This is a genomic window from Legionella pneumophila subsp. fraseri, from assembly GCF_000586315.1.
Lineage (GTDB): Bacteria > Pseudomonadota > Gammaproteobacteria > Legionellales > Legionellaceae > Legionella > Legionella pneumophila_B.
Window position 1 is genome coordinate 45,260 of sequence record NZ_JFIM01000026.1, and the last position, 24,817, is coordinate 70,076.

Sequence of the window (24,817 nt, forward strand, 5' to 3'; positions counted from 1 at the left end):
TCCCATTCACAAGTAATTTGTCACCAAATGTTGACGACAGTTATGATGAATCATTGCTAAATGTATCAGTTCATCAAGTAAATCAGAATAGGCGATACCAGTTGCCTGCCACAATTTGGGATACATACTTATGGAGGTAAATCCAGGCAATGTATTGATTTCATTAAAGTAAATTTCTTCTGTTTTATCATTTACAAAAAAATCTACTCTAGCCATGCCTTTACATTTAAGATAACTAAAAATATCCGCTGCAGCCTGTTTTAATTGCTTTTCCAGGTTATTATTTAATTGAGCTGGAATAATCAAATCCGTTTGATTGCTTTCCAAATATTTCGCAGTATAAGAATAATAACCGTCAGGATGGTTTACTTTTATCTCACCCACCATACTTACTCTTGGTTTCCCGCAAGGAATACTGTTCTCCAACACGGCCAGCTCAATTTCCCTTCCGACAATAAATTCTTCAACCAGAATTTCTTCATCATAGCGCAATGCATCAGCAACCGCTGCATTTAGCTCATCCATATTATTTGCCTTGTGAATTCCCACACTGGAACCTAATGAGCATGGTTTAACGAACAGAGGCCAACCAAACTCTGAAGCGACTTCCTGGCAAAACTGTTGCCTTTCAGACGCATTGGTATGCCATGATAATAATTTATATCGTGCTGATTTGAGACCATTAATACAGGCCAGTCGCCTTGCCATATCCTTGTCCATTCCGATAGCAGAGGACAATACATCACATCCTACATAGGCAACACCGGCTAACTCAAGTAAACCTTGTAAACATCCGTCCTCATACAAAGGGCCATGAACCACTGGAAAAACAATTTCAGCATCAACTACCAAACGTCCATTAATTAATAAGCTTTCCAATGGGGTTGATTTTTCAGTAACAACAGGTAATTTATCAGAACAGGTGAGCAAATCATTATAATCATGACGATGAAATCGACCACTTTTATCCATTGCAATGGGTATAATATGATATTTCTCCGAATCCAGGTGCTTCAAAACCGATGCGGCTGAAACCAATGACACTTCATGCTCGCCTGATTTTCCACCATAAAGTAAAACCAAATTAACGGATTTGGACATTAGCGTCTCCAATGATATGTACTTCGCGCATCAACTCGATAGATGTTTGCTCTCGAACTTTAGTTTGCACTAAATGAATCAAGGCTTCAATATTAGCTGCCGTAGCAGTACCTTGATGATTGATAATAAAATTGGCATGTTTCTCAGAAACAACTGCCCCTCCAATGCTTACCCCCTTGAGACCACAAGATTCAATGAGTCGCGCTGCAAAATCTCCAGGAGGGTTTCTAAACACTGACCCACAATTATATTCATTAGTTGGTTGGGTATTGGCTCTATGGGTCAATAAATCCTTGATTAATTGTAAGGAAGTCTCTTTATTACCAGGAGTTAACTGAAGCGTAGCGGAGATAAACCATTCATCCCCCAAACCAGCAACATGGCGATAAGCCACTTCGAATTCGTCTGGTTTACGAGTTCTAATCTCGCCTCGACGATTTATCGTTTGTACTTCAATAACTGATTGCCAGGTTTCACCTCCATGACAACCGGCATTCATTCGCAAAGCACCACCCATAGTACCAGGGATACCTGCCCAAAATTCTCCTCCTGACAGATTATTGCGCGCAGAAAAACGAGCCATACTCGCACAGGATACTCCTGCCTCAACCCGAATACAGTTATCACTCAACAAAGTCATTTCTTTTAAACAGCCCTGAGTGAGAATTACGGTACCAGAAAAACCGCCATCGCGAATTAGAGAATTAGAACCTAAACCTAACCATAATAATGGCTCATCAGAGGGCAGCCGACTTAAAAACAAGGCCAAATCAGCTGTATTTGCTGGTTTATAGAGTCTTGCCGCAGGACCTCCAACTCGCCAGGTTGTATACTCAGCCAAAGGCTCATTGAAAAGCAAAGTGCCCTGATACTCTGTTACAAGACTGCTATCCATTCCCGTTATACTCATGTTTATTCTCACGCGTTTTTCATCAGGTTCACTGCCATTTGGCCGATGCTTCCAGCTCCCTGCATCAAAATAACGTCACCATCTTTAATAAATTCATCTAATGTGGCTTTCAACGATTGCTCGCTCACTATAGTCACTCGTTTATCTCTGGATCGTATTTCATTGGCCAGATTTTCACTAGTAACGCCTGGTATAGCTGTTTCTCCCGCCGCGTAGATATCCATCAATAATAACTCATCAGATAAACTTAAAACATCGACAAATTGTCGATGCAAGGACTGTGTTCTGGTATAACGATGGGGTTGAAACACATGAACCAACCGCCTCTCGGGCCAAACACGTCTAAAAGCATCAATTGTGGATAAAATTTCCTGTGGATGATGTCCATAATCATCCACAATAATTGCCGCGCCTTTTTCGAACTGTTTTTCACCAAGCATTTGAAAGCGGCGTCCCACCCCTTGAAATTTTTGTAACCCACGAACAATAGAATCGTCATCAACTCCCAACTCGGTGGCAATTGCTATAGAAGCTAATGCATTTAATACATTGTGGCGGCCTGGATATTGGAATTGTATTGTTAATTGTTTATGTGGAGCAGGCCGGACTACTATAAACTCACTCAGCATGCCCTTTTGAGTCCAATTAATTGCCCGATAATGAGCCTCTTCTTTAAACCCATAAGTTAAGGTTGGTCTTTGAATGGCTGGTAGAATGCGACAGATTTCCTCATCTTCCAAACAAACCACTGCCAACCCATAAAAGGGCAAATGATGTAAAAACTCCAGAAATGTTGTTCTTAGTTTTTCAAAATCACCTTCATAAGTATCCATATGATCAGCATCAATATTAGTCACTACCGCCATCATAGGCTTCAAAAACAAAAATGAGGCATCGCTCTCATCAGCCTCTACAACAAAATAAGCCGATTTTCCAAGCTGTGCATTGGCACCACAACTATTCAATTTTCCACCAATAACAAAACTGGGATCCAAACCACCTTCAGCAAGCAAACTACTGACCAAGCTCGTTGTTGTAGTTTTCCCATGAGTGCCGGCAATCGCGATACCATGCCTAAATCGCATGAGCTCAGCAAGCATAGCAGCTCTTGGAATCACTGGAATCATTAACTCGCGAGCAGCCAAAATCTCAGGATTATTAAAATCAACGGCTGAAGATCTAACTACAACATCGGCGCCTTTAATGTTTTCCACTCTGTGACCAATATAAACCTGGATACCTAATGACCTTAAACGTTGTACTGTGCCACTTTCACCGAGGTCAGAACCAGTAATACGGTAGCCCTGGTTATGCAACACTTCGGCAATACCACACATACCAGCACCACCAATACCAACAAAATGAATTTGCTCTACACGCCCCATTCGCGGAGATAAAAATTGCTCTGAGTTATTCAATATTCCCCCTTAAGCCGTCAGTGGTCTCAATCCAAGAGACTGCCAACGATTTTCATGATCTATGCGCAATAACAGTGCAATAACGATACAGTTAATTACCATACTGGCCCCACCATAACTGAGTAAAGGCAGAGTTAACCCCTTGGTTGGTAACAGTCCGGCATTAACACCCATATTAATGGAGGCCTGTAAAGCTAACCAAATAGTCAAGCCATAAGCTGTATAGGATGCAAAATGCCTTTCTTGAGTATAGGCGGTGTATCCTATGTTTAATCCTCTTACAACCAGTATACTATACAATGTGATGACAACTAAAATTCCAAATAACCCTAATTCTTCAGCAATCACAGCAAATAAAAAATCAGTATGTGCCTCAGGTAAGTAGAGTAATTTCTGTATACTTTCACCTAATCCGGTACCAAACCATCCACCTCGTCCAAAAGCAATCAATGACTGAGTCAATTGATAACCACTGTTGTATTGATCTGCCCATGGGTCTAAAAAAGCTGTTAAACGAGCAACCCTATAGGGGGAAGATACTGCCAATAAAGCAAGTGCTGTCACTACGACCAACATTAAACCAACATAGTACCTTAATCGGACTCCTGCTAAAAATAACATAGCCATTACTGTACCAGAAATGACAACTGTCGCTCCAAAATCTGGCTCGAGCAGTAATAAAACTGAAACAACAGCCAGTATTGCCATGGGTTTAATGAATCCAAAAATACTTTCACAAACTGCTTCTTGTTGACGGACCAAATACCCGGAAAGATAGAATATCATTGCAAGTTTCGTTAATTCTGAGACTTGCACACCAATCGGACCTATAGCTAACCAACGCCGACTGCCATTTACTGATTTACCGATACCGGGGATTAAAACAATGAGCAATAAAAACACACAAGCAATCATCATGGGCATGCTTATTTTTTCCCAAAAACTGCTGTCTGTACGAACCACAATTAAGGCTAGCATGAGTCCCACAAATAAATAACAAGCCTGGCGAATTAGAAAATGAAAAGGCTGATGAAAGTACTTTGTAGAAATCATAACAGAGCTTGATGCCACCATCATTAGACCAATTATCAGCAAACCAAAAACAGCTCCTATCAGCCATTTATCATAAAGCGATATCGGTCTACTGACGGGTTTGCCTCTTTGATTTAAATGCCTGGGTCGCATCGTGTTCACAATCCACGCACTGAGGATGTAAATACATCGCCCCTATGATTAAAATCACGGAACATATCCAAACTGGCGCAAGCTGGAGATAACAAAACGACATCACCAGGTTTCGCACATGTCTTGGCAATAGTCACAGCGCCCTCCAGAGAAGAAGCACGCACGACAGGGACTACTTTGGCTAAAGCCGATTCAATCTTGTCAGCATCTTCACCAATCAAAACAATGGAACGAACAAATTCTGAAACTGGCTGGGCTAATTCTTGAAAATCCGCCCCTTTTCCCTGTCCACCCGCAATAAGAACAATTTTCCCTTGCATAGAACCTCCTATTCCATTAATAGCAGAGATTGTAGCACCAATATTTGTTCCTTTCGAATCATTAATCCAACCTACTCCATCCACTTCTCTTACCCACTGGCATCGATGTGGCAGTCCAGGGAAGGTTTTTAAAACATTGAGAATATGTTGCATTGGGATTCCCGCTGCTTCGGCTAAAGCACAAGCTGCAAGGGCATTCATCCAATTATGGACCCCTTTTATTAAAATCGACTCAACAGGCAAAAGACGCTCCATTCCTTTCGCCAGATAAGTAGTGTTCTCTTGTTCAATCAAGCCCCAATTTCCTATTGAAGGTACATCTTTGCCAAAAGAGATGCATTTCATATCCGCTTGACAGGATTGTTGAGGAATTGTGCCAGCATCTTCGCGATTAAATAAAGCAGTCTTAGCCCCACGATAAACTCTCTGCTTTGCCTGCGTGTAGGCTTCCATTGTATGATGCCTGTCCAAATGATCAGGCGTTACATTAAGAATCGTTGCAACCACCGGCGACAAGGAATAAGTTAAATCCAATTGAAAACTGGATAACTCCAATACCCACAAATCATAATGATGTTCATCATCCAGCATATCTAAAACAGGAGTACCGATGTTTCCAGCCACAGCTACACGGAACCCAGCTGCCTTAGCCATTTCCCCCACCAAAGTCGTTACGGTGGATTTGCCATTAGTTCCTGTTATCGCAATGACAGGGGCACTAATCTCTCTAGCCAGACATTCTATGTCTCCATAAATTGATGCGCCTGCTTGACGTGCTCTCTCTAAGACAGGGGTATCCAGTCCCAATCCGGGGCTAGTGATGACATCCGTTACCTGGTTGATTATTTCATCTGGAGTCTGTTGTAAATAAATTGATACATCAGGGAATTCATTTTGAAATTCAGCTAATCCAGGTGCCTCTTTACGTGTATCAAAAACAACAAAGGATTTATTATTTCTCTTCAGGTATCTTGCTATAGAGAGTCCCGTCTTACCTAACCCTGGTACTAAATATAAGGAATGATTCATGAATGCACCTTGCCTATCGAAGTTTTAAAGTAGCCAATCCGCATAACACAAACACAACCGTAATAATCCAAAACCTCACTATCACTTTGGGTTCTGACCACCCCTTTAATTCAAAATGGTGATGCAATGGAGCCATCCTGAATAATCTTTTTCCGCCTGAATATTTAAAATAACCCACTTGTAATATGACAGAAAGTGTTTCAATTACAAATAGTCCGCCCATAATGAGCAAAACAAGCTCTTGTCTAACAACTACCGCAACGATTCCTAAAGCGGCACCCAACGCCAAAGAACCTACATCGCCCATGAAGACTTGGGCGGGATAACTGTTATACCAAAGAAAACCCAGACCGGCACCAACAATAGAAGAACAAAAAATCGTTAGCTCACCAGTATTGGGCACATAAGGGATTCCTAAATAATTAGAGTATACGGCGTTACTCGATGCATAGGCAAACACACCCAAGGCACCAGCCACCATTACTATTGGCATGATAGCCAAGCCATCCAGGCCATCAGTTAAATTCACTGCATTACTGCTTCCAACAATGACGAAATAGGCAAGTACAGGAAAAAAAATACCCAGATCCCAAGTGACCGTTTTAAAAAAAGGAACTGTGAGCTGAGTATGTACTGGCAAACTGGCATTCCAATACAAATAAGAGACAGCAACTAAAGCAATGATTGACTGCCAAAAATATTTCCAACGACCAGGCAAGCCTTTGCTATTTTTTAATACCAACTTGCGATAATCATCAACCCAACCAACCAAACCATTAGCCAAGGTAACCAAGAGCACCAGCCACAGGCTTGTTTGTCTTAAATCGCACCAAAGCAGGCAGCTCACCGTGATAGCCAACAAAATCAAAACGCCACCCATAGTGGGAGTTCCCGCTTTTGATAAATGAGTTTGGGGACCATCATTTCTAACCATTTGACCTATTTGAAGTCCTCTTAACCAGCGGATCATTAATGGGCCGCATAATAATCCCACTATAAGCGCGGTTAATGAGGCTAAAATAGACCTGAATGTCAAATATTGAAAAACTCTAAACGCATGATATTGTCCCTGCAATAGCTGCGTTAACCAATAGAGCATAATTATTCCTCTTGTTCTTAGAATTATGCTCAATACCGTTTATTGAGCATAATTCCTTTAATAGGGCAAAAAAGTGGCCAAGCATACCACATTCCTGTCGATTCAATGAAGAGGTTAGCTCTCTGCCTGAACCAACTGATACACAATATTTTCCATAGCACTGGAACGAGACCCTTTTACCAATACCGTGGTACCAGGTTTTAAATCATTTTTCACTACTTCAATCAACTCTTCCTGACTGCAAAAATGCTGACCTCCCTCACCAAACGCTTGGGATGCCAGTTCACTGTGTAAACCGCAACTCATCAACTGATCTATCCCTAGCTGACGAGCAGCCAGGCCAACTTCTCTGTGATGTTGTGTCGTCCATTCACCTAACTCTCCCATATCACCGAATACAAAGATTTTTCTTCCTGGACGTTCGGATAATACTTCCAAAGCCGTTAAGACCGAGCGTAAATTAGCATTATATGTATCATCAATGACTGTTGATTGATTTTGCCCTGACAACATCGTCATCCGGCCTTTTACACCACCAAAATGAGCCAGTCCCCTTTGAATGTCATTGCCTGATATCCCTACCGCATAACAACAAGCTGCTGCGGCTAATGCATTTCGTACATTATGTAACCCTGGTACTTGTAACTCGATCTCCACTCTGCCATTGGGTAAAATCAGTATAAAATGAGCTCGTCCATGTGTATCCAGGCGTATATCCTGAGCATAAATATCCGCGGGATGAATTGAGGAAAAACGTAATATTTTTTTATCAGCAAGCAAATCATCCCAAAAATGAGCGTAGGCATCATCATCATTGACTATAGCGACGCCAGTTGGGGATAAACCTTGATGGATTTCACCTTTGGAACGAGCCACTCCGTCTATCGATCCAAATCCTTCGACATGTGCCGGAGCAATATTATTAATTAAAGACACATCAGGCTGTACTATCCCTACAGTATGAGCTATTTCTCCTGGATGGTTGGCTCCCAATTCAAAAACAGCGTAACGATGCTGCTTATTTAAAGCCAATACGCTTAAAGGAACCCCTATGTGATTATTTAAATTGCCTTTCGTAGCGTGTGATGGCTGGGGTAAAATAGCCGCTATCATCTCTTTGACTGTAGTTTTTCCATTCGATCCTGTTAAAGCAATGATAGGGCAATTCATTTCTTGGCGATGTACCGCAGCAATTTTGGCTAAAGCCATTAAAGGACTGGCAACAACAAATTGGGGAATATGAACGCCTTCAATCGATCGATTAACTACCGCAGCCAAGGCGCCTTTAGCCTCGGCTTCTTTAATATAATCATGGCCATCGAAGCGTTCCCCCACTATTGCAAAAAATAAATTCCCTGGCTTTAATGTGCGGGTATCTATACTAACACCAGTAATATCGGTATTAATCTGACAAGACTGAGAAAGAAGTGAAGCAATTGTAATTAGGTTCATAGTATTTTGTGATGTCTAAAAGACTAGTGTACTAACACTCATACTCACAGTTCAAGATGGTTTGAGAATAGATAAATAAGATTATAAATAAAAAGTCAAGAATTATAAGTTTATTACAATCCGATTTGTAAGTGATCTGACACTAACCATCAACGGAACAGATACTGAGCTTCGCATGGTGCGAAGCCCTATCCTGGAAACATGGCCACTTGATGACCGAATGATTCTGAGCCTATGACTTTGACATTAGACTGTTGCACAATCATCCATCAAATGCTCAATTTTCAAGTATCGATGATACCGTGCAATACGCTCTTCCGTCAGAGGCTTGCGCTGGTCATCCAGCAAATAAGCATCCAGCCCTTCACTTAATTGCTTGGCAGTATCTAGCATAATAGAAAAACGTTCTGCATCGATATCAGGGTTATTTGATATTTGCATGAACAGACATAATCCTCTTACACTGAAAGCACCAATATTCTGTAAATCAAAAACACCCGTTGCTGTAGCTGCAGCTAAACTGCAAAGCACCGGACCTTGTCCATTCGACAATTGATGCCTATGAAACAAGTGCCTCTCTCCAAATCTCAAACCGGCCGCTAAAACAGTTTGCAATAATTCATAGCCGGCAAATTGCCGATTTTCCTTGGCCAACAGAAACACCATTACAGTCGAAGACGAGCAGTCACTATTAGATTCTGTCCTTTCATTGGATTCCAACACCTCTTCCTCAGGAATCAATTGAGGTTGGGCTATTTTTACAGCTGGCTTTCTTATTGATTGCCGCTTTTCCGAGCCATCAAAATTTTCAAAATCCAAAGGAGCCTCCCTATTCACCTTTCGTACAGCGATAATTTCATCATTATACGATTGAGAGCCATAGGAACTATTTTCAGCTTGGCCAAGAGAAGGTTGATAGTGTTCTTGATTTAAGCTCTGTCTTCTAGTCTTCATTAAACGGCCAATAGCCACTAGAACGCCAATTAACAACAGGACATTAAGAATTAAGCTCCAATTTGCCTGCATAAGTTTACTCCATAGTCAAAGCTTGTTTCACATCAACCGCAACCAAACGAGACACTCCCGGCTCACGCATGGTCACCCCTACTAAATGATCAGCCAATTCCATAGTTACCTTATTATGAGTAATAAACAGGAATTGTATGAATTGTGACATCTCTTTCACTAAATCGCAAAACCGACTTACATTTAAGTCATCTAAAGGTGCATCCACTTCATCTAACATACAAAATGGTGAAGGATTTAGCTGAAAAATCGCAAACACCAAAGCGACAGCGGTCATTGCCTTTTCACCACCAGATAATAGATGAATAGAACTATTTCGTTTTCCAGGTGGCTGTGCCATTACTACAATCCCAGCTTCTAACAGATTATCGCAAGTCAATTCGAGCTGTGCTCGACCACCACCAAATAATCTTGGAAACAGTGCCTTGAAAGAAGTATTCACCTCATCAAATGTATTTTCAAGACGCGATTTCGTTTCATTATCCATCTTTTCAATGGCAGTTTCCAAAGTAGATAAAGCCTGGATCAAATCATTGTATTGCTCATCCAGGTACACTTTGCGCTGCTGTTCGCTAGCAAATTCATCTATGGCTGCCAGGTTGATAGCGCCCAGCTTTTTAATTTTCTCCGAAATCGCGAGCAATTCATCTTCTTTCATGCTTTGTGTTACTCCAGATGGAATTCTCTCTAATAAAGACTGTGCTTGTAAATTAGCCTCATCCAGAGTTTCCTGAATTGAACTGGCACGAACGGATAGAGCCTGTTTTTCCATTTGGATTTGATTCATGATTTCCTGAATCCGTTTCACTTCCTGATCATAGTTTAAAATTAATTTCTCTTGGTCTTCAAGTTGCAACTTGAGCTGAGATACTTTTTCTCGGCTCAAAGTCAACAACGACTCGATTTCACCATGTTTTATCAATAATGCTGCCAATTGATTTTTAAACTCGGCTTCTGGAGCTACTGACTGTAAATAATGTTGTGTTAACTCTTCTAAACGTATCTGTGCGCGTTGCAAACGCTCTTTTTCTCTACTTATCCTATCAGTTATTTGCTGTATCTTGGTAACTTCCCTATCATATTCCAATTCACTTTGATGCAATAAAGCACGGACACTCTCTACTTGTTTATTCTGTTCAATGAGAACAGTATTCCATATGTCTTTTTCATTTATAAATTGCTTGAATTGTAACTCAGAAGCCTGATATTGGCCTTCCAGCTCTCTTATTTTCTCAGCCATTCCCAGTTGTTCTGCGTTTAGCTCTTCCAGCGACGATTCCAGCTCTATTATCTCGTTAGTGATAGTATCCTTCTGTTTTTCAGCATGAAAAATCGCTTGTTCCTGACTATTTATTGCAATGATATGATTGCGTAGCGCCTCATTACTGGCATTTAAATTTAATTGATGCAGCTTTATAAAACTCAAATTTTCCTGTAAACGGGCTTTATAACTATCTCTTGCCAAACGGATGGATTCAATTTCTTGTTGTAAAGATTCCACACTTAAATTTAACTCGACAATCCTTTGCTGTCTGCCAAGAATCCCCACCTCATCTTGTTCTGTTTGACGAGGTAATTTTATCCACCCTTTACCTAACCAAATACCATTGACGGTTATAATAGATTCATGAGCTAACAACTCAGGAAGCCAAGCCTTCGCCTCATCAAGATTGTCTGCGGCATAAATATGCTCAAGATGATTTGCTGTTGAGGGAACTAAACCTTGAATTTTATCAGCTAACCTTGGCCGTTCTTGTTGTTTACCATCGAGAGCTTTCATCGTCACTACGCTCTCTTTATGATCTTGGCAAAACTGCCACTGAGACCATAACTCAGCAAAATCATCTAATACATAAGCAATTAGATCGTCTCCTAATACCATTTCACAAGAAGATTGCCATTGGGGTTGGACCTTTAAAATATCCATTAATCTTGGCTTATCTGACCATTCTGCAACTCCGTCCTTATCAAGCCGATTTTCCTTTTTTGCTGCCTTTTGAGCAGCTTTTAATGCCGCCAGTTCACTGTTTAAACGATGAAACTCATCTTGTAATGCATGCAGTTGTTGCTCTGTATTTTGTAATTGATCGTGCAAATCCGATTGAGCCTCATTCGCTTGCCTGAGCTGTTCTTCATCAAACTCCTGTGTTTCTTTCAATTGGACATGCTTTTCTTGCAATTCATTTTTACGTTTTTTTAAATCGTCAAGCGAGATGGCTGATTGTTCCAAATTCAATTTTTCCAACCTTACCAGGACTTGATGACGTTTCTGCTCTATATGTTGTAGTTTGGCTTGAGTGAGTTGGTATTCATTTTTAATGGCATTGGACTTAGTTTGCACCTCTTGCCAAACTTTCTCCCATTGCGATTGTTCCTTTTGTTTTTCTTGCCATAAAGATTCCTGCTCTTTGAATTCCATTTTTAAATGATGTAAATGCTCTTCTAACTGTTGAGCCCTAAGCTTGCTATTGTGCAATTCCTCATTATCCAGCTTAAGTTGCTCTTCAATGAGTTGAGAATCAACCTGCATTTGCTGCCTGTCATTTTCCAAACGCTTTTTTTCTCTTTCCTGTTGCTGAATCGCTTCTTCAAGACGCGCTATCTCAGTTCCTGAATGATAGAGAGAATCCTGAATTAATTGGGATTGATCAATGGCATCTTGTAATTGTTCATTTAAAACTATGCGCTCCTTGTAACCATTAGTTAACATACTTTGTTGCTGCTCATTACGTATTGCTAACTCTTGTAATTCGTGCTGTTTCACTGTTTGTTTTTCTGAGTACTCCTGCCATTTAAGAGCCTGGATCTCAGCTCGGCAAATTTTTTCATCTTCCTTCAAAATAGTATAACGTTCTGCTGCTTTGGCCTGTCGCTCCAAACGTTGCAAATGTTTGCCTAATTCTTCTCTAATATCAGCGACGCGTGTCAGGTTATCTCTTGTTTGTTCAATACGTTGTAAAGTTTCTCGGCGACGCTCTTTGTATTTTGAAACCCCGGCGGCTTCCTCCAAATAAACTCTTAACTCTTCGGGTTTGGCTTCTATTAATCGAGATACAGTACCTTGGCCAATAATCGAGTAACTTCGCGCACCCGCTCCTGTGCCTAAAAAAATATCAGTAATATCTTTTCGTCTGCATCGAGTACCATTCAAATAATAAAAAGAGTCACCATCCCGAGTGACTACTCGTTTTACTGCGATTTCACCATAACTGGCAAAAGGACCAGTCAGTCTTCCCAAACTATTATCAAATACCAATTCTACTGATGCCTGTCCTACTGGTTTACGATTAGAAGAGCCGTTAAAGATAATGTCCGTCATGGACTCTCCGCGAAGATTTTTAGCAGAGCTTTCACCCATAACCCAACGAACTGCATCAATAATATTTGATTTGCCACATCCATTCGGACCAACAACAGCGACCAAACGACTGGGAAAATGAACCGTGGTGGGATCAACAAATGATTTAAAACCAGCCAATTTTAATTGCTTCAAATGCATTTTAACTGCGAATTATAAAATAATAATCGGTTAGTATATCGTAGGAAGTGAATCCTGACTATTTCAGAACATCCATATCGCTCTCTTCTGCCATCGTTAAGGACAACATGCTCAATTGACAAACAATTTTATCGCTTTATAATGCAAGCTTCTGTTAACAAAAGTAGGTAAACAATGAAACAGCAATTCTATAAATTGCCCCAAATTCTAATAAGCCTTTGTCTCCTATTGATTTTTTCCACTCCAATACAAGCTGAACCGCCAAATCTTAGTTTAATTAGAAAAGAAATTAAAAACTATTACGACTCCGGCTTGTATCATCACGAACTGGAGCGAACCATCAAGTTAGCTGAAAAATATATAAACCAAGAATATTTAATCAATAAAAATAACAAGAACCCACAAAAACTCGCCATTATACTTGATATTGATGAAACCAGCCTGTCCAACTATGAGAAGATGGTAAAACGCGATTTTACAGGTAGCAAAGAGCAAATTCATAAAGAAATACTTGCCGCCAATTCTCCGGCAATCAAGCCTATGCTGACACTTTATAAAAATGCCTTAAAAAGGGGCATCAAAGTATTTTTTGTAACCGGAAGACAAGAATCCGAGCGCGACGCCACCCGCACCAATTTAATTAATGCAGGATATACCAAATGGTCGGGACTGTATCTACGCCCCAATAGCTATTCTTCCCCATCGATCATCCCTTTTAAATCAAAAACAAGACAAATGATAGAAAAAAAAGGATACACCATCATTGCCAGTATTGGTGATCAATGCAGTGACATCCAAGGGGGATATGCTAAAAAAGGATTTAAACTTCCAAATCCATTTTACTACTTGCCTTAATCAAGATATGACGTGTAATTGGATTTTTTTTTATTGAATTGATAAAAAATAAAACCCTCGGGCACAAGCTCCGAGGGTACTTAACATCACAACCATTAAGCGGCTTTTTCTTTCATACGAATTGCCATAACTTCCATAGCCAGGAATTTGACATAATCATAGGTCACGTAATAATCTCCTTGATCTCCAGCAAATTTAGACCAAGAGTTACGTAAAGTGAAAACGCCTTGATTGATATGACCATCTTCGTCCATCACTTCAAGATCATCATCATAGCCCGTGATCACTAATTCATGCCCAGCGTAAATCATTCCATTCATCGCGTCCAGTACAATTTCAGGTGTTAACATCCAGGTATCATGGTAAGCACGGTTAGTACCTACAGCTCCGGCATCCCCAACAAACACATCCAATAACATACCGATAGTCAAGCGATTACCTTTGGCTAACTCCTCCTTGATCTGATAGACAATTTGATTCATATCCGCTTTCGCTGAAAAGGATTCTTCATCCTTCAACAAAGCCTCCCAGCTGATTAAATTGGAAACTGGGACACTATGAGCCAAGAACTCGGAATCGGACATAGGTTTCCCTTCATCATTTTCATCCTCTAACGGATATTCTCTAACACCAGCACAACCATTCAATTTTTGATAATTCTGGCTAATAATACCGTATTCAGAAATCTGTTGAAGGACCCAGTACCCAAAAGAACCATTCCAACCGCTAGCCTTGGCCTTGTCATGTATAGCCAAATAACTTCCTAACTCCAGGTTACACAATTGACTAATATAATCCCCAGCTCCAAGGGCTGCATTGATGGCTGCAGTCACTGCAAATGTGACGCAACTGCCATGATATCCCTGATCCAATACGGGTGTTAATTGCATTCCCAATTTAACTTTTCTTGGTAATTCAGAGGAAAAATTGGCTGTGTTTATTCCATTTTTAGGATATTCTGACAGCTGTTCGCGTAAATATGATTTTGCTTCGGTCGATAATTCATACTTGGGTAGCTTAAATGTTAAACTTTGAGCAACACCACTTGGATTTTTAGGCGTGATGTGTACATCAACCTCTCCTTTTAAAGTCAAAGGACCTGCAAAAGCTAATGATGAAGATAAAGACAATACAGCTAAATTAATTAACTTACTCATAAAATATATCCCTATAATTAACCCTCTTGCATCATATCAAGAGGTGAATTAAATGCAAACAAATCATACGAATAAAATGACAAGCTAATTTTTTACTCACAGGGTATTAGAGGGTATTTCGCATCGCGTTCCCCATAGCGCTGTGATTATTTTTATAAACCGTTTATCCCGGGTACAGAAATAACATTCTATCATTCGCTATAAACAATCAGGACGAAAAACCCCAAAGTCAAGGCAAACAATGTTTTTAATGAGGGAGTTTAGATACACTAAATGACCGTATTAAAAACATTTTTTAACAACGAGATTGGGGGCTTTCGTAAGTCTTGACAATAACAAATTGGATTCAAACCAAGAAAACAAGCAACTTCACTTGAGTTCAGATATAATAGGCCTGATTCTAAAAAAGAGGATATTAATATGCGTACTCTATTGTCATGTTTCCTGATAACCCTATTGTCTTTTGGTTTAATTATCAATGAGGCCTCTGCTAAACGCTTTGGCGGCGGGCGTAGTTTTGGGGTTCAACGCTCTCACAGCAGTCTTTTCTCATCCAATAAAACATACAACCAATCTTCATTAGCACAAAAAGCTAATAAAAACAGATGGGGTGGCGTATTAGGAGGTCTTCTGGTTGGAGGATTATTAGCCAGTCTCTTTATGGGTAATGGTTTGGCAAATGGGTTAATCACTTGGCTAATCCTTGGTGCAGTCATTTTCTTTATCATCAGCTTCTTACGAAGAAAAATGAATCCAGGATTTCAATCAGCTCAATCCGGCACATTCCGCCAAAACTCTTTTCAACAATTTACTCAAAACTACGAAAACCGAAATAGTGGCGGCGCTCATTTTGCTCAGCAAGAAATCAACTTTGACAAGGAGACTTTTCTTCGTGATGCCAAAGTAACTTTTATACGCTTGCAAGCGGCTTATGACCAAAAAAATCTGCAAGATTTACAAGCATTTACAGTTCCTGAAGTGTTTGCGGAAATTAAAATGCAACTGGATGAACGAGGCGATGCCCCAAACCAAACGGAAGTCATTTCCCTGAATGCAAAATTGCTTGATGTATCCAAACAATCCTTATCCACGATAGCCAGCGTACAATTCACTGGAACAATCAAAGAGAACGGTGAACTATCTAACCTGGATGAAATCTGGCATTTCCGCCAATTTGATAACAGGGGAGAGTGGGTTGTAGGAGGCATTCAGCAAGAAGTATTTCAGCCATAAAAATATTTAAAATTTCTTAGCGTGGCAACTGTCTTTGATGACAGTTGCCTTAAAAATCAAAGAAAATAACTGAAATCAATCAACGAGATATTGCACCTTAATAATTTCATATTCGACCATACCGCCAGGAGTCTCTACTGTGACAGCGTCATCAAGTTCTTTGCCAATTAAAGCTCGGGCAATAGGAGAACTGTATGAAATTTTGTTCAGCTTAATATCGGCTTCATCCTCTCCAACTATTTTATAGGTTAATTCTGAACCTGTAGCTACATGGCAAATAGTAACAGTTGAACCAAATATCACTTTACCATTGTTTGGTAATTTACTGATATCAATTATTTGTGCATGAGACAGCTTCGCTTCCAGTTCTTGAATACGTCCTTCATTAAAACTTTGTTGTTCTCGAGCTGCGTGATATTCCGCATTTTCTTTCAAATCACCATGAGCTCTTGCCGTTGCAATTGCTTCTACAATGCGTGGACGATCTACAAACTTTAAGCGATGCAACTCTGATTTTAGTGCTTCTGCACCTTGAACTGTCATAGGATGTTTACTCATATCTACCCCTAATGTAAATCTTGTAAGCGAGTTACAGTTTCCCTATCTTCATACTTCATAGCCAAACAAGCTGCTTCGGCCCCTGATAAGGTCGTAGTGTAGCTCACCTTATGCTGTAAGGCATTGCGCCTGATAGCAAAGGAATCCGCAATTGCTTGTTTGCCCTCAGTCGTATTTACAATAAAATCTATTTCATTATTTTTTATAAAATCCAGTACATGTGGCCGGCCTTCTGCCACTTTAAAGACTCTCCTGCAGTCTACACCGGCAGCTTGTAATGCCAAAGCAGTACCACGTGTGGCAATAATTTCAAAACCCAATTCTATCAATCTCTTGGCTATCTCTCCTACGCGTGTTTTATCCGCGTCACGTACCGATACGAAAGCCCGTCGTCGTTTGGCAATATGACACCCGGCACCTAACTGAGCTTTAGCATAAGCTTGTCCAAACCGCTTGGCAATACCCATTACTTCCCCTGTTGATTTCATTTCTGGGCCAAGAATTGAATCCACACCAGAAAATTTGATAAAGGGAAAAACCGGCAATTTAATCGAATAGAAAGAAGGTACATGATGGTTTTGGTTTAATCCTTGATCTTTCAAACTAATCCCTACTTTACAAAGAGCCGCTATTTTAGCTAATGGCAACCCAGTAGCCTTTGACACAAAAGGCACAGTTCTCGAAGCGCGCGGATTCACTTCCAAAACATAAATATCATCCGCTTGAATAGCAAACTGCGCATTAATCAAACCCACCACGCCTAATTTCAATGCCATTTTTCTAATCTGCTCTATCAAATCCTGCTGAACAACCACACCCAAGCTAAAGGGAGGTAAAGTACATGCGGAATCACCCGAATGTATCCCCGCCTGTTCGATATGCTCCATGATGGCGCCAATCAAGACGTCTTTACCATCACAAACGGCATCAATATCTACTTCTATGGCATCATTCAAAAATTTATCAAGCAAAACAGGAGAATCATTAGAAACTTCAACGGCATGCGACAAGTAATACCTTAAATCCTCTTCTTGATAAACAATTTCCATAGCTCGTCCACCGAGCACGTAAGAAGGCCTGACAACTAGCGGATAACCAATTTTGTTGGCTAACTCAATGGCTTCTGCTTCGCTTCGAACAGTGCCATTATCGGGCTGGTGCAGTTTCAATTCTTTCACCATTTGCTGAAATCGTTCTCTGTCTTCAGCCATATCAATAGCATCCGATGAAGTCCCAATTATTTTTACGCCATTAGCCTCTAAATCACGGGCTAACTTTAATGGTGTCTGCCCCCCATAATGCACAATGATGCCCTCAGGCTTCTCAATCGCGACGATGGACAACACATCCTCTAAAGTAACAGGTTCAAAATATAATCGATCGGAGGTATCAAAATCAGTGGAAACCGTTTCTGGATTGCAATTCACCATAATAGTTTGATAGCCAGCACTCCTTAATGATAAGGCAGCATGCACACAGCAATAATCAAATTCGATGCCTTGACCAATTCGATTAGGTCCACCTCCAAGAATCATAATCTTTTTCTTATTACTTTCAGGACGTGCTTCACAGCTCCCTTCATAACAAGAATACATGTAGGCAGTATCACTCGGGAATTCTCCAGCACAAGAATCAATCCTCTTGTAGACAGGCAAGATCCCTAATTCAATGCGTCTTGCCCGCACTTGTGCTTCAGTACAACCAAGCAACTTGGCCAAGTACGCGTCAGCGAACCCCCTGTGTTTCATCAAGTGTAAAGTGGTTTTATCCAGATCCTGAATTGTTTTTCCAATGATGGAGCGTTCTAAAAGAACCAACTCTTGAATTTGCGCCAGAAACCATGGATCAACCCGACTTTCCAGATGAATTTCCTCAAGTGATAAATTTTGCCTAAACGCATCAGCAATGTACCAAAGTCTATCCGGAGTGGGTTCTCGTAAATGCCCACGTAAACGCGCCATATCCTCTTTTTGAAACAGCGAATGCAACCCACATCGTCCGATCTCTAAACCCCTTATGGCTTTCTGTAAAGATTCCTGAAAGTTAGAACCAATCGCCATGACTTCCCCGACTGATTTCATTTGTGTGGTAAGAGTGTCTGGAGTTTGCGGAAATTTATCAAAATTAAACCGCGGAACTTTGGTAACAACGTAATCAATGCTGGGCTCAAAGGACGCAGGTGTTTTACCTCCGGTGATTTCGTTTTTCAATTCATCCAAGGTATAACCCACAGCCAATTTAGCTGCGACCTTGGCAATGGGGAAGCCGGTTGCTTTTGATGCCAAAGCCGAGCTTCGAGATACACGTGGGTTCATTTCCACAACCAGCATGCGCCCGTCTTCAGGATTAATAGCAAACTGAACGTTAGACCCCCCTGTATCCACACCAACCGCTCTTAATACTTTAATCGCCGCATCACGCATGCGTTGATATTCTTTATCAGTTAATGTTTGTGCTGGAGCAACGGTAATGGAATCTCCGGTATGCACCCCCATAGGGTCAAAATTTTCTATAGTACAAACAATAATGCAATTGTCATTTTTATCCCGGACAACTTCCATTTCATATTCTTTCCAACCCAGAACCGATTCATCAATCAAAAGCTCGCGAGTTGGCGACAACTCCAATCCTCTAATACAAATTTCTTCAAATTCTTCGCGGTTATAGGCAATACCGCCACCACTACCACCCATAGTAAATGAAGGTCTGATAATAGCTGGAAAGCCTAAACGGGCTTGCACTTGAATTGCCTCTTCCAGACTATGAGCAATCGCCGACCTTGGCATATCCAATCCGATTTTAATCATCAGTTGGCGAAATTTTTCTCTATCTTCCGCCCTATCTATGGCTTCACGCGTCGCGCCAATCATTTCAACCGAGTACTTGGCTAATACCCCTTCTCTTACCAAATCCAAGGCGCAATTTAAGGCTGTTTGTCCTCCCATCGTAGGCAAAAGGGCATCTGGCCTCTCTATCTCAATAATACGAGCAACTTCTTTCCATTGAACAGGCTCTATATAGGTGGCATCAGCGAGCTCAGGATCAGTCATTATGGTTGCTGGATTAGAGTTGACTAATATCACTCGATATCCTTCTTCTTTCAAAGCGCGTACTGCTTGGGTACCTGAGTAATCAAACTCGCAAGCCTGCCCAATCACAATAGGGCCTGCTCCAAGAATTAGAATAGATTTTATATCGGTTCGTTTTGGCATAATGACAATAAAAAAAGAATAAAGTGATATATTTTACCGAGTTTTGCCCAAAGATTATACCCTTGGATAACATGTTTTGAGTTATTAATTGCCAGAAAGCATCCAGCAGCATTAAATAACTTAAAATTACTTGTATAAAGTAGAAAGCAGCATTTGCAAACCGGCTTCTGTCAAAGACAAATATTTATAATAGGGATCTGCCGTTGTCCGCTCAAGCCATTCATTTGCGATGCAGATATCGGTTAATTTCTGCGCTTCTTCTACTGAAACAGGTTTGCCCAATTTCTGGGTAAGCATTGCTGCTGCATCCTCTTCAATACTCAAAAAAACCTGTTCTCTGGTTACCCCACGCGCGGTCATTTCATCATAAAACAAGGACAAAATATCCATTTCGTTCATAGCAATTCCTTATTATTGGATACTAAGATCTATAGCATATATTTAATCATCGTTCGACATGATAAAATTAAATACTTTTTAACTAAAAAATTGGTCATAACCGAACCTCTCTATGCAAGAAATTGATGTCCTTATCATTGGCGCTGGTGCTGCAGGCCTAATGTGTGCTATTGAAGCAAGCAAGCGTAAAAGAAAAGTACTCGTGCTGGATCATGCCAATAAAGCCGGGAAAAAGATACTTATGTCAGGAGGTGGTCGTTGTAATTTTACCAATTACTACATTGAACCCAACAAGTATTTTTCCCACAACCCCCATTTTTTCAAATCAGCCTTATCTCGTTACACTCAATGGGATTTTATTGAACTGGTTAACAAACACAAAATTCCCTTCCACGAAAAAACATTAGGACAATTATTTTGCGATAATAAGTCCAAAGACATCGTTGATATGTTGCTTAAAGAATGTGAGCAATATGGAGTGGCGATTTATTTAAATACCGTAATAGAAAAAATACAAAAAACCAACGACTATTCTTTCAAGATAGGCACAACAAAAGGAAAGTTTCACTGTCATTCTGTGGTCATTGCGACCGGAGGACTCTCCATTCCCACAATGGGTGCCAGCCCATTTGCCTATAAAGTTGCAGAACAATTCTCTATTAAAGTATGGCCAACCAGAGCCGGTCTGGTGCCCTTTACTTTAGATGTTCTCGAAAAAGACAGGTTATCCATCCTGTCGGGAATAGGTATTGATAGCCTGGTCAATAATGAAAGAAATCAATTTCGTGAACATATCTTGTTTACCCACCGGGGACTTAGTGGTCCTGCTATCTTGCAACTCTCATCCTACTGGCATCCCGGTGAAAGTATATGCATTAATTTGCTGCCTGAGCATAATCTCCTGGAAAGCTTGAAAACAGCCCGGGCAGAAGTACCGCATAAACAATTAAACTCTGTGCTATCAATGTACTTACCCAAACGAGTTGTTGAAGTATTCATTCCTCAAAAACTGGGTGAAAAAAAACTGGCTGACAGCTCTAATAAAGATTTGGAAACGATTTCCCATTTGTTGCAGAACTGGGTAGTGAAACCCAATGGCACAGAAGGTTACCGTACCGCAGAGGTTACAATAGGAGGGATAGACTGCCACGCCATATCATCAAAAACTATGGAAGCCAACAATGTGCCAGGCCTCTATTTCATCGGTGAAGCGTTGGATGTAACTGGATGGTTAGGGGGGTATAATTTCCAGTGGGCATGGTCTTCCGGCTGGGCTGCCGGACAAGTAGTGTAAGTAACGAATTTAAAAACCAAGTCTCAATGCACATCAGCTTATCTGAATCCCAAAGCCCATATTTTTCCCAGGATTTCATGGAGAGCGATTGAAGTATAAGCCAGGTTATAGGGATTTGGTATAATCATTTTCACCCAGGTATCAGTAGACCAAAAGAAGGTAAAATCAGTTGGGGCGGCTATGGGATGCAATCCTTGCTGCTGACACAATGCCATGGAACGCGGCATATGAATAGCCGAGGTAACCAGATAGAAGGGTTGATCATGCACTATGGCTGCTAATTCGCGTGCCTGATCTGCTGTATTGATAGAAACGGTTTCAATGACAACTTTTTCGGGATCGATTGAGAACCATTTGGTTAATTCCGCCAATAATAAAGCCTCTGGTTGTTCACCTGTAGACCCTCCCCCCGATAAAAGCAGTTTTGCATCAGGCAAAGCCCTGAATAATCGGACACCTTCAACCAATCGTTTGATGCTTGCTGAGGTCAATAAATCATTTGCCGGCATTCCTTCCCCAATATTTTGTCCTCCGCCGAGAACGACGACCCATTTAACATTTGGATTAATCTGATTCACTATAGAGTACCGAGACTCTAATTGATAAGTTAAATAACTGGGTAACCAACCCGTACTCATTGCAATCAAGACAATCAATACAAGAAACAACAAAACTCTAGTGACAGTGGGCACAAGTCGGCGATATAGTAAAAAAATGCAAATCCCTATCCCCAATACACATAAAAAGAAAGGATTGAGCAAATATTCAAGCAAATGTCTAATGAATGCCATTATCTGACTCGTCGCATTAAATAAATTCCAATTAAAGAAAAGATGAGAGTAGGACTAAACGCAGCCAGTTCAGGCGGCCACTGGAATACTGTGCTCACTGGACCGAAAAATCGATTCAAGATATGAAACCCAAATCCAACCATAGCGCCTACCAGTAATTTTGAACCCATGGTTGACGAACGTAAGGGGCCAAAAATAAAGGGGATAGCTAATATCATCATAACCATAGTATTCAAAGGCTGGGTAATTCGTTGAAAAAAGGCAAACTTATAATTTGCTACATTTTGATGGTTGCGTTGTTGCTCACGTAAATAGCGGTTCAATTCACGTAAAGTCATTTCATCCGGATTAGTGCCCGTAATTTTAAGAATTTCCGGTTTCACAGGAACATCCCACGGCAAAGTATCGAAATGATAAGCTTTGGTATGATCCTCTGCAAATTCAGTTTGTTTCACATCATAAGCTATCCACGAATTATTGACATACTTTATTTCACTTATCTGGCGAGCCAGTTTTAAATTATGCTGGTTATCAAAGCGGAATTGATTTACATAGCGCAGAGTATTCTCGTGCGTGACTGAAGCAATAGAAACAAAATCATTACCATTACGGACCCAAACCCCTCTTGGAGTCAGCAAAGCCTGCCCTCCTGTTAAAGCGGAAACCTTGTATTCATTCGCATAATGCGCCATGACTGGTACAACGGTTTCACCTAAAGACGTGATTAACAGGATGACTATCAGAGACGCCTTTAATACCGCCCCCGTTATTTGGCCGATGGATATCCCCGCCGCACGCATCACAACCAGCTCGCTATGATTAGCTAATACTCCCAGGCCAACCAAACACCCGAGCAAGCTGGCAATAGGGAAAAACAGATAGACTTGGTAGGGCATCTGTAAAAGGACAAAAACACCGGCCTGTACGATTCCATAGTCTGCTCGCCCCAAATCGTCTATCTGATTAACAAACAAAATAAAGATCTGTAAACCGACCAGCATCAAAGTCACCAAGCCGATTGCAGATAAAACCGTTTTGGCAATATAACGATCAAGTATTTTTCTGCTCATGCAAGCTTCACCTGATTTCGCCAAATGAATAGGATGCCGAGAATGGCAACCGCCACGTGTACCCACCACATCCCTATCCACCAGGGAATCTTCCCGGTAGCAATCGCATCACGAGAAACAAACATAAAATTAGCATAAAAAATATAGATAATGATGGCTGGCAAAAGTTTCGAATATTTTCCAGAACGAGGGCTGACACGACTAAGTGGAACGGCAACCAGAGTCAAGGTCAAAACCATTAAAGGAATGGAAATACGCCACTGTAATTCAGCCGCCTTTTTCAAATCCTGATTGTTCAAAGGCCATAAGTCTCTGGTTTTTGCAGTGCGAGCATCATCATGCATAACAACAGTCGGGTTGGGCAATTTGGATTTATAGCTTGCAAATTCTGCAATCTGGTAATCGGCATGCCCCGGAACACCTTGATATTCCTTGCCATTTTGCAGCACGATGTATTCCTCGCCTGTTTGAGGATTAACCTCAGCAAATGCTTTATCTGCCCATAACACATCCCATAATAGCTTATTATCCTGAACGCTATGTTTTGCCATGAATATCTGTTCTGCCTGGGAATGATCACGATTCATGGATTGGACATAAAAGATTTGCTGACCGCTATTAATGGCATGAAAGCGTCCAGGCATAATCGTTTGAATTAAAGTTTTGATTCCTGTAGAACGTATTAACTTGGTGCGTTCAACAGCAATCACAGGACTTGCCCAAATCATTACGATGGCAACTACTACCAACACAACAGTAGCCATGGCAAAGCTGTGTTTCAGTAATTGCCTGGGGCCATAACCACAAGCTCGCAGAACAGTCATTTCGCTTTCGGCATATAACCGGCCATACGCCAATAAAAGAGCGACATAAAACCCCAGGGGCAGTAACAGGCCCATTAAATTTGGCAACTCCAACATCAACAACTTCATAATCACAAAACCAGGAATTGAACCAGAAGCAGCGCGATTTAAGTATTGTATGAATTGATTACTCATGAAAATAAGGACTAATATCGCGGTTAATGCGATTAAAGTGAGAAACACTTCTTTAGTCAAATAACGAAAAATAATCACTACAATACCCTACAGAGGACCTTATCAATTAATTCAATTCTTTCAGAATAACATATGAAATAACCCATCATGATAATTCAAGACAGCCTATTTAAAAATAGTATTGATTTAAAACAGATGATTAAAACAGAAT

The 24,817-nt window shown here is 40.7% G+C and carries 19 protein-coding genes; 3 read left to right on the forward strand and 16 right to left on the reverse strand.

Annotated features, from left to right (window positions below; translation table 11 throughout):
• Positions 1-6: 6 nt before the first annotated feature.
• The 9 genes from CC34_RS0107295 to smc all read right to left on the reverse strand — a co-directional run bounded on the left by CC34_RS0107295 (position 7) and on the right by smc (position 13,039).
• A complete protein-coding gene (locus CC34_RS0107295) occupies positions 7-1,101 on the reverse strand; it encodes a D-alanine--D-alanine ligase family protein (RefSeq protein ID WP_027222765.1) in 1,095 nt (364 codons plus the stop codon).
• Entirely contained in the window at positions 1,085-2,011 is a 927-nt protein-coding gene (murB, locus tag CC34_RS0107300) for a UDP-N-acetylmuramate dehydrogenase (protein WP_027229104.1), read from the reverse strand. Before murB ends, CC34_RS0107295 begins: the two co-directional genes overlap by 17 nt.
• Before the next feature lie 8 nt (positions 2,012-2,019).
• Positions 2,020-3,429: a UDP-N-acetylmuramate--L-alanine ligase gene (gene murC, locus CC34_RS0107305; RefSeq protein WP_027229103.1), complete on the reverse strand. Its 1,410-nt coding sequence runs from the start codon at positions 3,427-3,429 to the stop codon at positions 2,020-2,022.
• Positions 3,430-3,438: 9 nt separating this feature from the next.
• Complete coding sequence (gene ftsW, locus CC34_RS0107310) at positions 3,439-4,614, reverse strand: putative lipid II flippase FtsW (RefSeq protein ID WP_027229102.1); 1,176 nt, start codon at positions 4,612-4,614, stop codon at positions 3,439-3,441.
• A gap of 5 nt (positions 4,615-4,619) precedes the next feature.
• The gene (gene murD / locus CC34_RS0107315) at positions 4,620-5,963 is read right to left on the reverse strand and encodes a UDP-N-acetylmuramoyl-L-alanine--D-glutamate ligase (RefSeq protein ID WP_028378981.1); all 1,344 of its coding nucleotides are present in this window, start codon (positions 5,961-5,963) and stop codon (positions 4,620-4,622) included.
• Between the two features lie 13 nt (positions 5,964-5,976).
• On the reverse strand, positions 5,977-7,062 hold the full coding sequence (gene mraY, locus CC34_RS0107320) for a phospho-N-acetylmuramoyl-pentapeptide-transferase (protein ID WP_027229100.1): 1,086 nt from the start codon (positions 7,060-7,062) through the stop codon (positions 5,977-5,979).
• 114 nt (positions 7,063-7,176) lie between these two features.
• Positions 7,177-8,514: a UDP-N-acetylmuramoyl-tripeptide--D-alanyl-D-alanine ligase gene (locus CC34_RS0107325; RefSeq protein ID WP_027229099.1), complete on the reverse strand. Its 1,338-nt coding sequence runs from the start codon at positions 8,512-8,514 to the stop codon at positions 7,177-7,179.
• A gap of 246 nt (positions 8,515-8,760) precedes the next feature.
• Positions 8,761-9,540, reverse strand: a complete 780-nt coding sequence (locus CC34_RS0107330) for a cell division protein ZipA C-terminal FtsZ-binding domain-containing protein (protein ID WP_028379326.1) — start codon at positions 9,538-9,540, stop codon at positions 8,761-8,763.
• 4 nt (positions 9,541-9,544) lie between these two features.
• Positions 9,545-13,039 (reverse strand): chromosome segregation protein SMC, encoded by a 3,495-nt coding sequence (gene smc / locus CC34_RS0107335; protein WP_027229097.1) that lies wholly within the window; start codon positions 13,037-13,039, stop codon positions 9,545-9,547.
• A gap of 174 nt (positions 13,040-13,213) precedes the next feature.
• Between smc and CC34_RS0107340 the strand changes: the two genes are divergently transcribed.
• Entirely contained in the window at positions 13,214-13,894 is a 681-nt protein-coding gene (locus CC34_RS0107340) for an HAD family acid phosphatase (protein WP_027229096.1), read from the forward strand.
• Positions 13,895-13,989: 95 nt separating this feature from the next.
• Here the strand turns inward: CC34_RS0107340 and CC34_RS0107345 are convergent, their stop codons facing one another.
• Positions 13,990-15,051 carry a C1 family peptidase gene (locus CC34_RS0107345; RefSeq protein ID WP_027229095.1) on the reverse strand — a complete coding sequence of 354 codons (1,062 nt, stop codon included), beginning with the start codon at positions 15,049-15,051 and terminating at the stop codon, positions 13,990-13,992.
• Positions 15,052-15,471: 420 nt separating this feature from the next.
• On the opposite strand from CC34_RS0107345, the gene CC34_RS0107350 reads away from it, so the two are divergent.
• Entirely contained in the window at positions 15,472-16,284 is an 813-nt protein-coding gene (locus tag CC34_RS0107350; protein ID WP_027229094.1) for a Tim44 domain-containing protein, read from the forward strand.
• 75 nt (positions 16,285-16,359) lie between these two features.
• Here the strand turns inward: CC34_RS0107350 and greA are convergent, their stop codons facing one another.
• The 3 genes from greA to CC34_RS0107365 all read right to left on the reverse strand — a co-directional run bounded on the left by greA (position 16,360) and on the right by CC34_RS0107365 (position 20,453).
• Positions 16,360-16,842 (reverse strand): transcription elongation factor GreA, encoded by a 483-nt coding sequence (gene greA / locus CC34_RS0107355; protein ID WP_027222777.1) that lies wholly within the window; start codon positions 16,840-16,842, stop codon positions 16,360-16,362.
• An 8-nt stretch (positions 16,843-16,850) separates the two neighbouring features.
• Entirely contained in the window at positions 16,851-20,054 is a 3,204-nt protein-coding gene (carB, locus tag CC34_RS0107360) for a carbamoyl-phosphate synthase large subunit (protein ID WP_027229093.1), read from the reverse strand.
• 126 nt (positions 20,055-20,180) lie between these two features.
• Entirely contained in the window at positions 20,181-20,453 is a 273-nt protein-coding gene (locus CC34_RS0107365) for a hypothetical protein (RefSeq protein WP_010948326.1), read from the reverse strand.
• Between the two features lie 112 nt (positions 20,454-20,565).
• On the opposite strand from CC34_RS0107365, the gene CC34_RS0107370 reads away from it, so the two are divergent.
• On the forward strand, positions 20,566-21,747 hold the full coding sequence (locus CC34_RS0107370) for a BaiN/RdsA family NAD(P)/FAD-dependent oxidoreductase (protein WP_027229092.1): 1,182 nt from the start codon (positions 20,566-20,568) through the stop codon (positions 21,745-21,747).
• A 38-nt stretch (positions 21,748-21,785) separates the two neighbouring features.
• Here the strand turns inward: CC34_RS0107370 and CC34_RS0107375 are convergent, their stop codons facing one another.
• From CC34_RS0107375 to lptF, 3 genes are read right to left on the reverse strand one after another with little or no spacing between them, the layout of a single operon-like run.
• Positions 21,786-22,538, reverse strand: a complete 753-nt coding sequence (locus tag CC34_RS0107375) for a YdcF family protein (RefSeq protein WP_027229091.1) — start codon at positions 22,536-22,538, stop codon at positions 21,786-21,788.
• A complete protein-coding gene (gene lptG / locus CC34_RS0107380; RefSeq protein WP_027229090.1) occupies positions 22,538-23,608 on the reverse strand; it encodes an LPS export ABC transporter permease LptG in 1,071 nt (356 codons plus the stop codon). Before lptG ends, CC34_RS0107375 begins: the two co-directional genes overlap by 1 nt.
• Positions 23,605-24,684 (reverse strand): LPS export ABC transporter permease LptF, encoded by a 1,080-nt coding sequence (gene lptF / locus CC34_RS0107385; RefSeq protein WP_027229089.1) that lies wholly within the window; start codon positions 24,682-24,684, stop codon positions 23,605-23,607. The genes lptG and lptF overlap by 4 nt, the downstream gene beginning before the upstream one ends.
• Positions 24,685-24,817: the final 133 nt, after the last annotated feature.

Bases quoted from the DNA above. Each gene is read 5' to 3' on its own strand.
- murD (WP_028378981.1), bottom strand. From the start codon at position 5,963: ATGAATCATTCCTTATATTTAGTACCAGGGTTAGGTAAGACGGGACTC.
- carB (WP_027229093.1), bottom strand. From the start codon at position 20,054: ATGCCAAAACGAACCGATATAAAATCTATTCTAATTCTTGGAGCAGGC.
- ftsW (WP_027229102.1), bottom strand. From the start codon at position 4,614: ATGCGACCCAGGCATTTAAATCAAAGAGGCAAACCCGTCAGTAGACCG.
- CC34_RS0107340 (WP_027229096.1), top strand. From the start codon at position 13,214: ATGAAACAGCAATTCTATAAATTGCCCCAAATTCTAATAAGCCTTTGT.
- murB (WP_027229104.1), bottom strand. From the start codon at position 2,011: ATGAGTATAACGGGAATGGATAGCAGTCTTGTAACAGAGTATCAGGGC.
- CC34_RS0107375 (WP_027229091.1), bottom strand. From the start codon at position 22,538: ATGGCATTCATTAGACATTTGCTTGAATATTTGCTCAATCCTTTCTTT.
- CC34_RS0107370 (WP_027229092.1), top strand. From the start codon at position 20,566: ATGCAAGAAATTGATGTCCTTATCATTGGCGCTGGTGCTGCAGGCCTA.
- CC34_RS0107365 (WP_010948326.1), bottom strand. From the start codon at position 20,453: ATGAACGAAATGGATATTTTGTCCTTGTTTTATGATGAAATGACCGCG.
- greA (WP_027222777.1), bottom strand. From the start codon at position 16,842: ATGAGTAAACATCCTATGACAGTTCAAGGTGCAGAAGCACTAAAATCA.
- smc (WP_027229097.1), bottom strand. From the start codon at position 13,039: ATGCATTTGAAGCAATTAAAATTGGCTGGTTTTAAATCATTTGTTGAT.
- CC34_RS0107345 (WP_027229095.1), bottom strand. From the start codon at position 15,051: ATGAGTAAGTTAATTAATTTAGCTGTATTGTCTTTATCTTCATCATTA.
- CC34_RS0107350 (WP_027229094.1), top strand. From the start codon at position 15,472: ATGCGTACTCTATTGTCATGTTTCCTGATAACCCTATTGTCTTTTGGT.
- CC34_RS0107330 (WP_028379326.1), bottom strand. From the start codon at position 9,540: ATGCAGGCAAATTGGAGCTTAATTCTTAATGTCCTGTTGTTAATTGGC.
- CC34_RS0107325 (WP_027229099.1), bottom strand. From the start codon at position 8,514: ATGAACCTAATTACAATTGCTTCACTTCTTTCTCAGTCTTGTCAGATT.
- CC34_RS0107295 (WP_027222765.1), bottom strand. From the start codon at position 1,101: ATGTCCAAATCCGTTAATTTGGTTTTACTTTATGGTGGAAAATCAGGC.
- mraY (WP_027229100.1), bottom strand. From the start codon at position 7,062: ATGCTCTATTGGTTAACGCAGCTATTGCAGGGACAATATCATGCGTTT.
- lptG (WP_027229090.1), bottom strand. From the start codon at position 23,608: ATGAGCAGAAAAATACTTGATCGTTATATTGCCAAAACGGTTTTATCT.